This is a genomic window from Bacteroides togonis (genome assembly GCF_900130135.1).
GTDB classification, from domain to species: Bacteria; Bacteroidota; Bacteroidia; order Bacteroidales; family Bacteroidaceae; genus Bacteroides; species Bacteroides pullorum.
The window spans coordinates 3,793,001-3,808,683 of record NZ_LT670820.1 but is presented as its reverse complement, the minus strand read 5'-3'; the positions used below and the strand labels follow the sequence as shown (position 1 = coordinate 3,808,683).

General features: G+C 53.9%; 13 protein-coding genes. 12 read left to right on the top strand and 1 reads right to left on the bottom strand.

Translation table 11 applies throughout. The annotated features are described in order from the left end of the window. Positions 1-179: 179 nt before the first annotated feature. Positions 180-1,637: an aminoacyl-histidine dipeptidase gene (locus BQ8005_RS16090; RefSeq protein ID WP_075318740.1), complete on the bottom strand. Its 1,458-nt coding sequence runs from the start codon at positions 1,635-1,637 to the stop codon at positions 180-182. A 389-nt stretch (positions 1,638-2,026) separates the two neighbouring features. Here BQ8005_RS16090 and dxs point away from each other — a divergent pair, with 389 nt between their 5' ends. The 12 genes from dxs (at position 2,027) to BQ8005_RS16030 (ending at position 15,529) form a co-directional block, all read left to right on the top strand. Beyond that, positions 2,027-3,937: a 1-deoxy-D-xylulose-5-phosphate synthase gene (gene dxs / locus BQ8005_RS16085; protein WP_075318739.1), complete on the top strand. Its 1,911-nt coding sequence runs from the start codon at positions 2,027-2,029 to the stop codon at positions 3,935-3,937. Positions 3,938-3,967: 30 nt separating this feature from the next. Then, positions 3,968-5,308, top strand: a complete 1,341-nt coding sequence (trkA, locus tag BQ8005_RS16080; protein WP_075318738.1) for a Trk system potassium transporter TrkA — start codon at positions 3,968-3,970, stop codon at positions 5,306-5,308. Positions 5,309-5,457: 149 nt separating this feature from the next. Beyond that, entirely contained in the window at positions 5,458-5,808 is a 351-nt protein-coding gene (locus tag BQ8005_RS16075) for an NADH-quinone oxidoreductase subunit A (RefSeq protein ID WP_021848588.1), read from the top strand. Next, positions 5,799-6,398 (top strand): NADH-quinone oxidoreductase subunit B, encoded by a 600-nt coding sequence (locus BQ8005_RS16070; protein WP_075318737.1) that lies wholly within the window; start codon positions 5,799-5,801, stop codon positions 6,396-6,398. The genes BQ8005_RS16075 and BQ8005_RS16070 overlap by 10 nt, the downstream gene beginning before the upstream one ends. A 1-nt stretch (position 6,399) precedes the next feature. After that, positions 6,400-7,995, top strand: a complete 1,596-nt coding sequence (locus tag BQ8005_RS16065; RefSeq protein ID WP_075318736.1) for an NADH-quinone oxidoreductase subunit D — start codon at positions 6,400-6,402, stop codon at positions 7,993-7,995. Positions 7,996-8,081: 86 nt separating this feature from the next. After that, complete coding sequence (nuoH, locus tag BQ8005_RS16060) at positions 8,082-9,158, top strand: NADH-quinone oxidoreductase subunit NuoH (protein ID WP_075318735.1); 1,077 nt, start codon at positions 8,082-8,084, stop codon at positions 9,156-9,158. A 45-nt stretch (positions 9,159-9,203) separates the two neighbouring features. Continuing rightward, the gene (locus BQ8005_RS16055; protein ID WP_075318734.1) at positions 9,204-9,692 is read left to right on the top strand and encodes a 4Fe-4S binding protein; all 489 of its coding nucleotides are present in this window, start codon (positions 9,204-9,206) and stop codon (positions 9,690-9,692) included. 6 nt (positions 9,693-9,698) lie between these two features. Further along, positions 9,699-10,211, top strand: a complete 513-nt coding sequence (locus BQ8005_RS16050; RefSeq protein WP_075318733.1) for an NADH-quinone oxidoreductase subunit J family protein — start codon at positions 9,699-9,701, stop codon at positions 10,209-10,211. 22 nt (positions 10,212-10,233) lie between these two features. Then, positions 10,234-10,542 carry an NADH-quinone oxidoreductase subunit NuoK gene (nuoK, locus tag BQ8005_RS16045; protein ID WP_075318732.1) on the top strand — a complete coding sequence of 103 codons (309 nt, stop codon included), beginning with the start codon at positions 10,234-10,236 and terminating at the stop codon, positions 10,540-10,542. Between the two features lie 62 nt (positions 10,543-10,604). Next, positions 10,605-12,491, top strand: a complete 1,887-nt coding sequence (gene nuoL, locus BQ8005_RS16040; RefSeq protein WP_075318731.1) for an NADH-quinone oxidoreductase subunit L — start codon at positions 10,605-10,607, stop codon at positions 12,489-12,491. A gap of 70 nt (positions 12,492-12,561) precedes the next feature. Then, positions 12,562-14,046, top strand: coding sequence for a complex I subunit 4 family protein (locus BQ8005_RS16035; RefSeq protein ID WP_075318730.1), 1,485 nt, complete (start codon positions 12,562-12,564; stop codon positions 14,044-14,046). A gap of 43 nt (positions 14,047-14,089) precedes the next feature. Then, positions 14,090-15,529 carry an NADH-quinone oxidoreductase subunit N gene (locus tag BQ8005_RS16030; protein WP_075318729.1) on the top strand — a complete coding sequence of 480 codons (1,440 nt, stop codon included), beginning with the start codon at positions 14,090-14,092 and terminating at the stop codon, positions 15,527-15,529. Positions 15,530-15,683 lie beyond the last annotated feature (154 nt).

The window sequence follows — 15,683 nt, the reverse complement described above, 5'->3', positions numbered from 1 at the left end:
AAGGCGAAAAATATGTTTTATAGCATATTTCTTGACCTGCATCAATTTTTCTAAAGTTCACACATACCATTCTCTGCCAAAATGTATTTTTTGTCATGCGAGACAGACAGATTGGCAGAAAAAAACCGCATCCCTATACGGAGGAATGCGGTCCTTATACCTTATATTATATAAAAGACTTATTTCTCAGGAGTCTTGGCCAGCGTAGCAACCAAGAAATCGTAGAACTTCGCTACTGTTGGGATATAAGCACGTTCGTCAGGTGAGTGAGGAGAACGCAACGTTGGGCCAAAGGAAATCATATCGAGATTCTTATAGGTAGCGCCAATGATGCCACATTCCAATCCTGCATGGATGACCTTCACGGCAGGTTCAACTCCAAATTGTTCTTTATAAGACAACTTCATGGCCTGCAAAATAGGAGAATTGACATTAGGTTGCCAGCCAGAATAGGCTCCGCTGAACTCTACCTTCATACCAGCCATCGAGAAACAAGAGGCCAAGCTGTCGGCCAGAAAATCTTTCATCGTGTCACACGAGCTGCGCGCCAAAATACGCACTTCCGCCTTTCCGCCGGCAATGATGACGATGGCTAGATTAGAGGAAGTTTCTACTGTATCGGGCACAGTCGGTATCATACGCATCACACCGTCCTGACAAGCCATCAGCACATTGATCATGTTGTCCTGAATTTCCTCTGGTACTACAGCAGCAGGTACGTCTGTTTCCTCCATCTTCAAGCTGATGTTGCTCTCGATAGTCGTGTACTCATCGTTGATCTGAGCTTCATATTCTTGAATGTATTCATTCAGCCCATCCATATCTTCTGGGTTGAACAGCAAAACGGCATGTGCCTCGCGTGGGATGGCATTGCGCATGTTACCACCCTCAAAGCTAGCCAGCTGGCAATCGAACTCGACCAACAGGTCGTGTACCACACGAGCCAGTAACTTATTGGCGTTGCCTCGTCCCTGATTGATTTCCAAACCAGAATGTCCGCCACGAAGCCCTTTCAACGTCAGCTTGCGGGCTACAAAACCTTCGGCAGGTGCCTCTTCCTTATACTCCAGCATGGCAGTGATGTCGATACCACCTGCGCAACCGATGTAGAGTTCACCTTCATCCTCCGAGTCGAGATTGAGCAGGATATCCCCCTTCAGGGTACCTTCCTTAAGGCCGAAAGCGCCATACATGCCCGTCTCTTCATCCTTCGTAATGAGCACTTCCAAAGGACCGTGCTTCAAGTCCTGAGCCTCGAGCACTGCCATGGCAGCCGCTACGCCCAAGCCATTGTCGGCACCCAAAGTCGTACCTTTAGCCTTCACCCAATCGCCATCCACATAGGTTTCGATCGGGTCTTTTGTAAAATCATGTACTGTATCATTGTTCTTCTGCGGCACCATGTCCATGTGGGCCTGCATGATGACCCCTTTGCGATTCTCCATGCCTGGAGTAGCCGGCTTACGAATGATGACATTGCCGACCTCGTCGACAAACGACTCCAATCCAAGTTCTTTGCCGAAGTTCACCAGAAATTCGGTCACTTTTTCTACATGCCCTGACGGGCGGGGTATCTGAGTCAGTGAATAAAAATGCTTCCACACATTCTGCGGAGCAAGCTGTAAGATTGTACTCATAATGAAAAAAGAATTAGTTTTTCGCAAAGATAAGACTATATTTCAAGAAAACATCTTTCCCAATAAAGATTTTCGCCCACCTGAAAATGTCGGCCGATACAAACTTTCCCATTCACGCCCCGACAGACAAGCGACCTGCCATTTTCTGAACAATCTGCACATTCAGTTCCTACTGCCCGTAATGATAAACAGAAAGCACCGTTTTACCTGCACGAAAGCACTGCTTTCCACCTCACAAAACAATGTATTAGTTTTATTAACATAAATCTATGCGTTTATCCAAACGACGAAACGTGCGCCATCCATTGTTTTTCCGCAAATTATTTCCGACATCCGATTTCTTTTTGTTACTTTTGCATTCTATTATAACATACCATAGCAATAGAAAGATGGATACGGACCTGACTACATATAGCTTGCTGAACAGCATCACTACCCCTGAAGACCTACGGAAACTGAGGGTAGAACAGCTGCCCGAAGTCTGCAAGGAATTGAGACAGGACATCATCGAAGAAGTGTCGCGCAACCCTGGACACTTTGCCGCCAGCCTGGGTACTGTAGAACTCACCGTGGCCTTGCATTACGTCTATAATACGCCTTACGACCGCATCGTATGGGACGTGGGGCACCAAGCCTATGGGCACAAGATACTGACGGGACGTCGCGACGCCTTCTCGACCAACCGCCGCTTCAAGGGTATCAAGCCCTTCCCCTCGCCTGAAGAGAGCGAATACGACACCTTTGCCTGCGGACATGCGTCGAACTCCATTTCGGCTGCCCTGGGCATGTGCGTGGCCGCCCGGCAGAAGGGCGAAACCAGTCGCAGGATAGTGGCCGTCATTGGCGACGGCAGCATGAGCGGCGGACTGGCCTTCGAGGGGCTGAACAACGCCTCGTCCACGCCGAACGACCTGCTCATCATCCTGAACGACAACGACATGGCCATCGACCGCAGCGTGGGAGGCATGAAGCAGTACCTCTTCAACCTCACTACGAGCAACCGCTACAACCAGCTGCGCTTCAAGATGTCGCGCATCCTCTTCAAGATGGGCATCCTCAACGAAGAGCGGCGCAAGGCTCTCATCCGCTTTGCCAACAGCCTGAAGTCCATGGCCGCCCAGCAGCAGAACATCTTCGAAGGCATGAACATCCGATACTTCGGGCCCATCGACGGACACGACGTGAAGAATCTGGCACGCGTGCTCCACGACATCAAGGACCTGAAGGGCCCCAAGATACTTCACCTGCACACCACCAAGGGCAAGGGCTTCGAGCCGGCCGAAAAAGATCCCGGCGTGTGGCACGCGCCCGGCAAGTTCAACCCCGACACGGGCGAACGCATCCTGGCCGACACCAGCCACCTGCCGCCCCTCTACCAGGACGTATTCGGCGAGACGCTCGTGGAGCTGGCACGGCAGAACCCGCGTATTGTGGGCGTGACACCCGCCATGCCCACCGGCTGCTCCATGAACAAGCTCATGGAAGCCATGCCCGACCGCGCCTTCGACGTGGGCATCGCCGAGGGACATGCGGCCACCTTCTCGGGCGGCATGGCCAAGGAAGGGCTGCAACCCTTCTGCAACATCTACTCGAGCTTCATGCAGCGTGCCTACGACAACGTGATACACGACATCGCCCTGCTGCGCCTGCCCGTGGTGCTTTGCCTGGACCGTGCCGGCCTGGTGGGCGAAGACGGCCCCACACACCACGGCGTATTCGACCTGGCTTACTTCCGCCCCATCCCCAACCTGACCATTGCCTCGCCTCTGGACGAGCACGAACTGCGCCGCCTGATGTACACCGCCCAGCTGTCCGACAAGGGGCCGTTCGTCATCCGCTATCCGCGCGGACGGGGCGTGCTGCTCGACTGGCGCTGCCCGCTGGAAGAGATACCCGTGGGCAAAGGACGCCGCCTGAAGGATGGCACGGACATAGCCATCATCACACTGGGTCCTATCGGCAACATAGCAGCACGCGCCATCGCGCGAGCCGAAAAAGAGCAAGGATTGTCTATCGCCCACTACGACCTGCGCTTCCTCAAGCCACTGGACGAGGAAATGCTCCACGAGATAGGACAACGCTTCCAACGCATCGTCACAGTGGAAGACGGCGTCATCAGCGGAGGCATGGGCAGCGCCGTACTGGAGTTTATGGCCGACAATGGTTACAAGCCCGACGTGCGCCGTATCGGCGTGCCCGACCAGTTCATCGAACATGGTACAGTGGCCGAGCTCTACCACCTGTGCGGCATGGACGAAGAAGGCATCTGCCACCAATTATCAACGAACAATAGACAATGAATAATTAACGATTAATATTCTGATTGTAAAGTGAAAATCATCATAGCTGGTGCCGGCGCAGTAGGCACACACCTAGCCAAGTTGCTCTCGCGCGAGAAGCAAGACATCATCCTGATGGACGAAAACGAAGAACGCCTCAACGCCTTCGGATCGAACTTCGACCTGATGGCTTTCAACGACTCTCCGACATCCGTATCTGGCCTGAAGGAAGCAGGCGTAGAAGATGCCGACTTGTTCATCGCCGTCACTCCTGATGAAAGCCGCAATGTCACGGCTTGCTTGCTAGCAGCTAATCTTGGCGCACAAAAAACCGTTGCCCGCATAGACAACTACGAATACTTATTGCCCAAAAACAAAGATTTTTTCCAAAAACTAGGTGTCCATTCACTGATCTATCCAGAGATGTTGGCCGCCAAAGAAATCGTAGCCTCTATCCGCATGAGTTGGGTGCGTCAATGGTGGGAATTCTGTGGAGGAGCCCTGATCTTGATAGGTACCAAAATGCGTGAAAAGGCAGAAATTCTAAACATACCTCTACACCAATTAGGAGGTCCTGACCTTCCCTACCACATCGTAGCTATCAAACGAGGCAACGAGACACTTATTCCACGAGGCGACGACGTCATCAAGCTGCATGATATTGTCTATTTTACCACTACACGCAAATATATCCCCTACGTACGCAAAGTAGCGGGCAAGGAAGATTATCCTGACGTACGCAACGTTATGATCATGGGAGGAAGTCGGATTGCCACACGAACAGCACAATATATCCCCGATTACATGCAAATGAAGATCATCGACAACGACCTGAGCCGATGCAATCGCTTGAGCGAAATATTAGATGATCGAATTATGATCATAAATGGAGATGGTCGCGACATGGACTTACTGTTGGAAGAGGGATTGAAGAATACAGAAGCTTTTGTGGCACTGACAGGCAGTTCTGAAACAAACATCTTGGCTTGTCTGGCCGCCAAACGTATGGGTGTACGTAAAACTGTAGCAGAAGTAGAAAACATCGACTACATCGGCATGGCTGAAAGCTTAGATATCGGCACTGTAATTAATAAGAAGATGATAGCCGCCAGTCATATCTACCAAATGATGCTTGATGCCGACGTAAGCAACGTAAAGTGCCTTACTGTAGCCAATGCCGATGTAGCCGAATTCACAGTCAAGGCAGGCTCCAAGATCACCAAACATCCAGTTAAGGATTTAGGTATGCCCAAAGGAGTTACTATCGGCGGCCTTATCCGTCAGGGCGAAGGTGTTGTCGTAACAGGTAATACCCTAATACAACCAGGAGATCATGTTGTTGTTTTCTGCCTAAGTATGATGATCAAGAAAATCGAGCATTACTTTAGTTAAGTTTGACATAGGATAAGAAGTGTAAAAAAAAACATTTTTTGTCATTCCGAGATTACAAATAGATAAATTCTTATTTGTAATTTTGCAGACCGAAAATGAAAAGGGGAGAAACGTCTCCCCATAACAAACACTAAAATCTTGTCAGATTTATGAATTTTACCTTCTTAGTTACCGTCGTGTTGACGGCTGTCATTTTCGTGGGCGTAGTCATCGCCATTTCTCATGCGATAGCGCCCCGCTCGTACAATCCACAGAAGATGGAGCCCTATGAATGCGGTATTCCTACCCGAGGCCGTTCATGGATGCAGTTCCGCGTAGGCTATTACCTCTTCGCTATTCTTTTTCTAATGTTTGAAGTAGAAACGGTCTTTCTTTTTCCATGGGCTATCACTGTGAAACAACTGGGACCGCAAACTTTAACAGGTATCCTCTTCTTTTTCTTTGTATTAGTGCTGGGACTGGCTTATGCCTGGCGGAAAGGAGCACTCGAATGGAAGTAACGAAGAAACCCGTCATCAAGTCCATCCCTTACGAAGAATTTCAGGACAACGAAACACTCGAGAAAATCATTCAAGAACTGAACGCCGGCGGCGTGAACGTCGTAGTAGGAGCATTAGATACGCTTATCGACTGGGGCCGCAGCAATTCCCTCTGGCCTCTGACCTTCGCTACCAGCTGCTGTGGCATCGAATTCATGGCTGTATGTGCCGCCCGATACGACATCGCTCGCTTCGGTTTCGAAGTAACCCGAAACAGTCCCCGACAAGCCGATGTCATCCTCGTAAGCGGTACCATCACCCACAAGATGGCCCCTGTACTCCGACGCCTGTACGACCAGATGGCCGACCCCAAATACGTAGTGGCCGTAGGCGGATGCGCCGTCAGCGGAGGTCCCTTCCGCAAGTCCTACCACGTGGTGCAGGGTGTGGACCAGATACTGCCCGTCGACGTCTATGTACCCGGCTGTCCTCCACGCCCCGAAGCCTTCCTCTATGGCATGATGCAATTGCAACGCAAGGTGAAGATTGAAAAATTCTTCGGAGGAGTGAACAGAAAAATGAAAAACGAGGAAAAGAAGAACGAAGAATAATATGGAAGAAAAGACACTATACATCGAGCCCAGGCAGCTGCACGACGAAATGCTGCGCCTGAAGAACGAACAGAAAATAGACTTCCTGGAAAGCCTGACAGGCATGGACTGGGGAGTACCCGACGAAAAAGACGCGGAAGACACGCTGAGAGGCCTTGGCGTAGTCTACCACCTGGAGTCGACCGAGAACGGCCAACGCATGGTGGTGAAGACATCGACCCTCGACCGCCTGCACCCCGAACTGCCCTCCATGACCGACCTGTGGAAAGGCGCCGAGCTGCCCGAACGCGAGGTGTACGACTTCTTCGGCATCCTCTTTGTGGGACACCCCGACATGCGACGCCTCTTCCTGCGCAACGACTGGGTGGGCTACCCCCTGCGCAAGGACAACGACCCGCAGAAGGAGAACCCCCTGCGCATGACCAATGAGGAAACCGTCGACACCACCTACGAAATCAAGACCACCCAGGACGGCGAGCTGACCGAAGAGGAAACGGTGCTCTTCGGCGACGACGAATACGTGGTGAACATCGGCCCCCAACACCCCGCCACGCACGGCGTGCTCCGCTTCCGCGTGTCGCTCGAGGGCGAGAACATCCACAAGATTGACGTGAACTGCGGATACATCCACCGCGGCATCGAGAAGATGAACGAGAGCCTGACCTACCCCCAGACACTGGCCCTGACCGACCGTCTGGACTACCTGGGCGCCATGCAGAACCGCCACGCCCTGTGCATGTGCATCGAGAAGGCCATGGGCGTGGAAGTGAGCCCCCGCGTACAATACATCCGCACCATCATGGACGAGCTGCAGCGCATCGACTCGCACATCCTGTTCTTCTCCTGCCTCTGCCAGGACCTGGGCGCCACGACAGCCTTCCTCTATGGCTTCCGCGACCGCGAGAAGGTGCTCGACATCTTCGAGGAGACCTGCGGCGGACGCCTCATCCTGAACTACAACACCATCGGCGGCGTGCAGGCCGACCTCCATCCCAACTTCGTGAAGCGCGTCAAGGAGTTCATCCCCTACATGCGCCACAACCTGCAGGAATACCACGACATCTTCACGGGCAACATCATCGCCCAGCAGCGCCTCAAAGGCATCGGCGTGCTGAGCCGCGAAGACGCCATCTCCTTCGGAGCGACAGGGGGTACGGGCCGTGCCAGCGGATGGGCGTGCGACGTACGCAAGCGCATGCCCTACGGCGTCTACGACCAGGTAGAGTTCAAGCAGATTGTCCGCACCGAAGGCGACTGCTTCGCCCGCTACATGGTGCGCATGGACGAAATCGAAGAGAGCCTCCACATCATCGAACAGCTCATCGACAACATCCCCGAAGGTCCCTATCAGGAAAAGATGAAACCCATCATCCGCGTGCCCGAAGGCAGCTGGTATGCCGCCGTCGAAGGCAGCCGCGGCGAGTTTGGCGTCTACCTCGAGAGCCGGGGCGACAAGACTCCCTACCGTCTGCACTACCGTGCCACGGGCCTGCCGCTGGTGGGCACCGTCAACACCATCTGCCGCGGAGCGAAGATTGCCGACCTCATCGCCATCGGAGGTACACTGGACTATGTGGTGCCCGACATCGACCGATAATCAATGGAGAATGGAAAATGGAGAATGGGAAATGGCTTGCCTGTCGCCCATTCCCAATTATCAATTATCAATTATCAATTCAATAAATGTTTGACTTTAGTATTGTAACAAGCTGGATACACCAAATGCTGACCTCCCTGATGCCCGAAGGGCTGGCGGTCTTCATCGAGTGTGTCGTCATAGGCGTGTGCATCGTGCTGATGTATGCCATCCTCGCCATCGTCCTGATCTACATGGAGCGCAAGGTGTGCGCCTTCTTCCAGTGCCGCCTCGGCCCGAACCGCGTGGGCAAATATGGCTCCCTGCAGGTGTTCTGCGATGTGTTCAAGATGCTCACCAAGGAAATCTTCACTCCCAAGGGCGCCGACCGCTTCCTCTACAACCTGGCCCCCTACATGGTGATACTGGCCTCGTTCCTCACCTTCGCCTGCCTGCCCATGAACAAGGGGCTGGAGGTGCTCGACTTCAACGTAGGCATCTTCTTCCTGCTCTCGGCCTCGAGCATCGGCGTGGTGGGTATCCTGCTGGCCGGCTGGAGCTCCAACAACAAGTTCTCGCTCATCGGCGCCATGCGAAGCGGCGCACAGATCGTGAGCTACGAGCTGTCCGTGGGCATGAGCATCCTCACCATGGTCGTGCTGACGGGCACTTTGCAGATCTCGGAAATCGTGGGCGGACAGGCCGACGGCTGGCTCATCTTCAAGGGCCACATCCCCGCCGTCATCGCCTTCCTCATCTACCTCATCGCCGGCAATGCCGAGTGTAACCGCGGCCCCTTCGACCTGCCCGAGGCCGAAAGCGAGCTGACCGCCGGCTACCACACGGAGTATAGCGGCATGCACTTCGGCTTCTACTACCTGGCCGAGTATCTGAACCTCTTCATCGTAGCCGCCGTGGCCGCCACCGTCTTCCTGGGCGGATGGATGCCCTTCCACATCGTGGGTCTGGACGGCTTCAACGCAGTGATGGACTACATCCCCGGCTTCGTGTGGTTCTTTGCCAAGGCCTTCTTCGTCGTCTTCCTCATGATGTGGATGCGATGGACCTTCCCCCGTCTGCGCATCGACCAGATACTGACGCTGGAGTGGAAATACCTCATCCCCCTCTCCATGCTCAACCTGCTGCTCATGAGCGTACTCGTGGCTTACGGGCTGCACTTCTAAAGATAACCAGGTATCAGGTATAAAAAAAATTATCATTCAGCAATAATGGAAAATAACAACACTTATTTCAGCAGCTTCTTCAAGGGCATCAAGAGCTTGTCCATCGGCCTGAAGACCACCATGCGTGAGTTCTTCACGCCCAAGGTAACGGAGCAATACCCCGAAAACCGCAAGGAGCTGAAGATGTTCGACCGCTTCCGCGGCACCCTCGTCATGCCCCACAACGAGCAGAACGAGCACCGCTGCGTGGCCTGCGGCCTGTGCCAGATGGCCTGCCCCAACGGCACCATCCGCGTGACAAGCGAAACCGTCGAGACAGAGGACGGCAAGAAGAAAAAAATACTTGCCAAGTATGAGTACAACCTCGGTTCGTGCATGTTCTGCCAGCTCTGCGTCAACGCCTGCCCACACGGCGCCATCACCTTCGACCAGCAGTTCGAACATGCCGTGTTCGACCGCTCGAAACTCATCCTCACCCTCAACCACCCGGGCAGCCATGTGGAAGAGAAGAAAAAACTAACCACTAATGATTAAGAAGAAATGGAAATAACTCTTGAAACAGTCATATTTTACTTTCTGGCGGCCTTCATCACCGTCTTCTCCCTGCTGACGGTGACCACCACACGCATGGTGCGTTCGGCCACCTATCTGCTGTTCGTGCTCTTCGGTACGGCCGGCATCTATTTCCTTCTGGGATATACCTTCCTGGGTTCCGTGCAGATCATGGTATATGCGGGCGGCATCGTCGTGCTCTACGTCTTCTCCATCCTGCTCACCAGCGGCGAGGGCGACAAAGCCGTCAAGCTGAAGCGGAGCAAGTTCCTGGCCGGATTGGGCACCACCGTTGCGGGAGCCGCCATCGTGCTCTTCATCACCCTGAAACACAAGTTTCTGGCCACAACCGATCTGAAACCAATAGAAATCAGTTTCAGCACTATCGGCCAACAAATGTTCAGCAGCGACAAATATGGGTACCTGCTACCTTTTGAAGCTGTCAGTCTCTTGTTACTGGCTTGCATCGTGGGCGGGCTGCTCATTGCACGAAAGAGATAACAACATAAAAAGATTACGACTTATGATACACATAGAATATTACCTGATCGTGTCGGCCATCATGTTCTTTGCGGGTATCTACGGATTCTTCACCCGCCGCAACACACTGGCCATATTGATTTCCATCGAGCTGATACTGAACGCTACAGACATCAACTTTGCCGTGTTCAACCGCTTTCTTTTTCCGGGAAGCCTTGAAGGTTATTTCTTCGCCCTGTTCTCCATCGCCATCTCGGCTGCGGAAACAGCTATCGCCATTGCCATCATGATCAACATCTACCGCAACATCCGAAGCATTCAGGTGAACAATCTGGATGAAATGAAGTGGTGATTCTGATGGTTTAGGTTTTTAGGTATTAGGTTTTAATTTTCAATTTTAAATTATCCATTATTATGGAATATACAATTCTTATTCTTCTCCTTCCGTTCCTCTCTTTCCTCACGCTGGGGATTGGGGGCAAATGGATGACACACCGCACGGCGGGCCTCATCGGTACCGTAGTGCTGGGCGCGGTGGCCGTACTCTCCTATCTGACGGCCTGGAGCTACTTCAGCGCGCCGCGACTGGCCGACGGGACGTATGCTACGCTAATGCCCTACAACTTCCACTGGCTGCCTTTCAGCGAGAACCTGAGCATTGACATGGGTATCCTGCTCGACCCCATCTCGGTAGTGATGCTCATCGTCATCTCGACCGTCAGCCTGATGGTACACATCTACTCCTTCGGCTACATGAAGGGTGAGCGGGGTTTCCAACGCTACTATGCCTTTCTGTCGCTCTTCACCATGTCCATGCTGGGCCTGGTGGTAGCCACGAACATCTTCCAGATGTACCTCTTCTGGGAGCTGGTGGGTGTATCGTCCTATCTGCTCATCGGATTCTATTATACCAAACCTGCCGCCATCGCCGCTTCGAAGAAAGCGTTCATCGTGACGCGCTTCGCCGACCTGGGCTTCCTCATCGGTATCCTGGTGTATGGTTACTATGCAGGCACCTATACATTCACCCCCACTGAGATGGCTTTGGCCAAAGGTGGTGCCATGCTTCCGCTGGCCTTGGGGCTGATGTTCATCGGCGGTGCAGGCAAGAGTGCCATGTTCCCCCTGCACATCTGGCTGCCCGACGCCATGGAGGGTCCGACGCCTGTCAGTGCCCTCATCCATGCCGCTACGATGGTGGTAGCGGGTGTCTATCTGGTGGCCCGCATGTTCCCGCTGTTCATCGCCTATGCGCCCGAGACGCTTCACATCGTGGCCTACGTGGGTGCCTTCACCGCTTTCTATGCGGCATCGGTAGCCTGCGTGCAGAGCGACATCAAGCGTGTGCTGGCCTTCTCCACCATTTCGCAGATCGGCTTCATGATGGTGGCCCTCGGCGTATGTACGTCGGCCGACCCTCACGAAGGTGGGTTGGGCTACATGGCCAGCATGTTCCACCTCTTCACCCACGCCATGTTCAAGGCCCTGCTCTTCCTCGGCGCGGGCAGCATCATCCATGCCGTCCACAGCAACGAGATGTCAGCCATGGGAGGTCTGCGCAAGTATATGCCCATCACCCACTGGACATTCCTCATCGCCTGTCTGGCCATTGCGGGCATCCCGCCGTTCTCGGGCTTCTTCTCGAAGGACGAGATTCTGACAGCCTGCTTCCAGTTCAGCCCTGCCATGGGATGGATTATGACGATTATCGCCGCCATGACGGCATTCTATATGTTCCGTCTTTACTTCGGCATCTTCTGGGGTAAAGAGAACAAGGAACTTCATGCTGAACATACACCGCACGAAAGTCCGTTGAGCATGACTTTCCCGCTGATGGTACTGGCTGCCATTACCCTTGTGGCTGGTTTCATTCCTTTCGGACACCTAGTTTCGTCAAACGGACTGGCCTACGACATCCACATTGACAAAAGCGTGGCCAGCACAAGCATCGCCGTGGCTGCCTTGGCCATTGCGATTGCCACTCCGATGTACCTGTATGAGCGCCAGCCTTTGGCCGACGCCCTGCAACGTCGCTTCCGTGGCCTGTGGACAGCTGCCTACCACCGCTTCTACATTGACGAAATTTATCAGTTCATCACGCACAAGATCATCTTCGGATGCATCAGCCGCCCCATCGCCTGGTGGGACCGCCACGTGGTGGACGGGTTCTTCAACTTCCTGGCATGGGGTGCCGAAGCGACCAGCGACGAGATACGCGGCCTGCAAAGCGGACGCATCCAGCAATATGCTTTGGTCTTCCTGCTGGGAACACTGGCCCTGATACTTATTTTAATTATATAATGGAAAATGGAGAAGGGAGATTTCAACTTTTCATTTTCAATTTTCAATTTTCAATTATCCATTAAATAAAATGAACTTCTTATCCTTATTTGTTCTGATTCCCCTGCTGATGCTTCTCGGCCTGTGGCTGGCACGCGGCATCGGCCAGATACGCGCCGTGATGGTGACGGGAGCTTCGGCCCTGCTCGTGCTGGCAGGTGTGCTCACCGTGATGTATCTCAACGCCCGTGCCGGAGGAGCTACCAACGAAATGCTTTTCTGCGCCGACGTGGCCTGGTATCCTGCCCTCAACATCCATTATTCGGTAGGAGTAGACGGCATATCCGTAGCCATGCTGCTGCTTTCGGCTATCATTGTCTTTACAGGCACCTTCGCCTCATGGCGACTGCAGCCGCTCACCAAGGAATATTTCCTGTGGTTCACGTTCCTGTCTTTGGGCGTGTTCGGCTTCTTTATTTCCATCGACCTGTTCACCATGTTCATGTTCTATGAAGTGGCCCTGATACCGATGTATCTGCTCATCGGCGTATGGGGTTCGGGCCGCAAGGAATACTCCGCCATGAAGCTGACGCTGATGCTGATGGGCGGTTCGGCCTTCCTGCTGATAGGCATCCTGGGCATCTACTACGGTAGCGGCGCCACCACGATGAACCTCACCGAAATAGCCGCCCTGCACAACATACCTGTTGAACAACAGCGCATCTGGTTCCCACTCACCTTCTTGGGCTTCGGTGTGCTGGGCGCCCTGTTCCCCTTCCATACGTGGAGCCCCGACGGTCATGCTTCGGCGCCGACGGCGGTGTCCATGCTCCACGCGGGCGTGCTGATGAAGCTGGGAGGCTACGGTTGCTTCCGCATCGCCATGTATCTGATGCCCGAAGCTGCCAATGAGCTGGGCTGGATCTTCCTGGTACTGACAGGCATTTCGGTTGTCTATGGTGCCTTCTCGGCCTGCGTACAGACTGACTTGAAATACATCAACGCCTACTCCTCGGTGAGCCACTGCGGCCTGGTGCTCTTCGCCATCCTGATGATGAACCAGACGGCCTGCACGGGTGCCGTGCTCCAGATGTTGAGCCACGGTCTGATGACGGCCCTCTTCTTTGCCCTCATCGGTATGATTTACGGACGGACGCACACCCGCGACATCCGCGAGCTGTCGGGCCTGATGAAGATTATGCCGTTCCTCTCCGTCTGCTATGTCATTGCCGGTCTGGCCAACCTGGGTCTGCCGGGCTTGAGCGGCTTCGTGGCCGAGATGACCATCTTCAACGGTGCTTTCCAGCATGCCGACGTATTCCACCGCACGTGGACCGTGATCGCCTGCTGCAGTATTGTCATCACGGCAGTCTACATCCTGCGTCTAGTGGGCAAGATACTTTACGGTACCTGTACCAATGAGCATCACCTGACGCTGACCGACGCCACATGGGACGAACGCACGGCGGTTATCATCCTCATCGTCTGCGTAGCTGCCTTGGGTATGGCTCCGTGGTGGATCAGCGGAATGATAGGCGACAGCGTGCTGCCCATCGTAAACTTTATTAATGGATAATGGAAATTTATCAATTGTCAATTTTCAATTCTCAATTAGCAAAATGGATTATAGTCAATTTCTCGTGATGAAAGAAGAGCTGTCGCTGATAGCTGTCATCCTCATCCTCTTCATAGCCGACCTGTTCATGAGTCCCGACGCACACAAGCGTGACGGACGGCCCGTGCTGAATACTATGCTGCCCGTGGTTCTCATGGCCCTACATACGCTGGTAACCATCGTGCCCGGTCCCGTAGCCGAAGCTTTCGGCGGTATGTACTACAATTCGCCCATCCAGCACATCGTGAAGTCCATCCTGAGCATCGGCACCTTGATTGTCTTCCTGATGGCACACGAATGGATGCGTCGCCCCGACACGTGCCACAAGCAAGGTGAGTTCTACTTCCTCACCCTCTCCACGTTGCTGGGCATGTATCTGATGATTTCCGCCGGCCACTTCCTGATGTTCTTCATCGGCCTGGAGACGGCCAGCGTGCCGATGGCCGCGCTGGTGGCTTTCGACAAGTACCGCCACCATTCGGCCGAGGCTGGCGCCAAATACATCCTGATGGCACTGTTCTCCAGCGGCCTGCTGCTCTACGGCATCTCGCTTATCTATGGTACAGTGGGTACACTTTATTTTGCAGACATTCCTGCTCATCTGGACGGCAGTGCCCTGCAAATAATGGCCTTTGTGTTCTTCCTGTCAGGTATGGGATTCAAGATCTCACTTGTGCCCTTCCACCTCTGGACAGCCGATGTCTACGAAGGTGCTCCTTCGACGGTGACGGCCTATCTGAGTGTCATTTCCAAAGGCTCGGCCGCTTTCGTGCTGATGGCCATGCTGGTCAAGGTGTTCGCACCGATGGTTGAGCAGTGGCAAACGCTCCTCTATTGGATCATCATTGCCTCCATCACGCTGGCCAATCTTTTCGCTCTGCGTCAGGAGAACCTGAAGCGACTGATGGCCTTTTCGAGTATCTCGCAGGCGGGCTACATCATGCTGGGCGTCATCGCCGGCAGCGCACAGGGTATGACAGCACTGGTTTACTACATTCTGATCTACCTCTTCGCCAACCTGGGCGTGTTTGCCGTCATCACCATCGTGGCCCTGCGCGCACACAAATTCACGCTGACGGAATACAACGGCCTCTACACGACCAACCCGCGCCTGGCGTTCCTCATGACGCTCTGCCTGTTCTCGCTGGCAGGTATTCCGCCGTTTGCAGGCTTCTTCTCGAAGTTCTTTATCTTCGCAGCAGCCTTCCACAGCGGCTTCCACCTGCTGGTGTTCATCGCCCTGGCCAACACGGTCATCTCGCTCTACTACTACCTGCGCGTGGTGAAGGCAATGTACATCAATCGCAGCGACGAACCTATCGCCGCCTTCCGCAGCGACAACTACACGCGCGCCGCCCTGCTTATCTGTACGCTGGGCATCACGGTGCTGAGCATCGTCAGCGCATCCTACGAGTCCATCGGCCGCTACGCCTTCGGGATGTAAAGGCCGCGCCGACCGACACACGGCTTCGCGCCCGCGAAATCCACTTTCCGGCTTCGGGAAACGGGGGTCGCGGGCGCGAAACGTATTTTCCGGTTTCAGAAAACGGATTTCGCAGGCGCGAAACGCATTTTTCCGTTTCAGAAAACGGATTTCG

What these genes read in the sequence shown, in the direction of transcription:
- BQ8005_RS16090 (WP_075318740.1), bottom strand. Translation starts at nt 1,637, where the DNA reads ATGAGTACAATCTTACAGCTTGCTCCGCAGAATGTGTGGAAGCATTTT.
- dxs (WP_075318739.1), top strand. Translation starts at nt 2,027, where the DNA reads ATGGATACGGACCTGACTACATATAGCTTGCTGAACAGCATCACTACC.
- BQ8005_RS16075 (WP_021848588.1), top strand. Translation starts at nt 5,458, where the DNA reads ATGAATTTTACCTTCTTAGTTACCGTCGTGTTGACGGCTGTCATTTTC.
- BQ8005_RS16070 (WP_075318737.1), top strand. Translation starts at nt 5,799, where the DNA reads ATGGAAGTAACGAAGAAACCCGTCATCAAGTCCATCCCTTACGAAGAA.
- BQ8005_RS16065 (WP_075318736.1), top strand. Translation starts at nt 6,400, where the DNA reads ATGGAAGAAAAGACACTATACATCGAGCCCAGGCAGCTGCACGACGAA.
- nuoH (WP_075318735.1), top strand. Translation starts at nt 8,082, where the DNA reads ATGTTTGACTTTAGTATTGTAACAAGCTGGATACACCAAATGCTGACC.
- BQ8005_RS16055 (WP_075318734.1), top strand. Translation starts at nt 9,204, where the DNA reads ATGGAAAATAACAACACTTATTTCAGCAGCTTCTTCAAGGGCATCAAG.
- BQ8005_RS16050 (WP_075318733.1), top strand. Translation starts at nt 9,699, where the DNA reads ATGGAAATAACTCTTGAAACAGTCATATTTTACTTTCTGGCGGCCTTC.
- nuoK (WP_075318732.1), top strand. Translation starts at nt 10,234, where the DNA reads ATGATACACATAGAATATTACCTGATCGTGTCGGCCATCATGTTCTTT.
- nuoL (WP_075318731.1), top strand. Translation starts at nt 10,605, where the DNA reads ATGGAATATACAATTCTTATTCTTCTCCTTCCGTTCCTCTCTTTCCTC.
- BQ8005_RS16035 (WP_075318730.1), top strand. Translation starts at nt 12,562, where the DNA reads ATGAACTTCTTATCCTTATTTGTTCTGATTCCCCTGCTGATGCTTCTC.
- BQ8005_RS16030 (WP_075318729.1), top strand. Translation starts at nt 14,090, where the DNA reads ATGGATTATAGTCAATTTCTCGTGATGAAAGAAGAGCTGTCGCTGATA.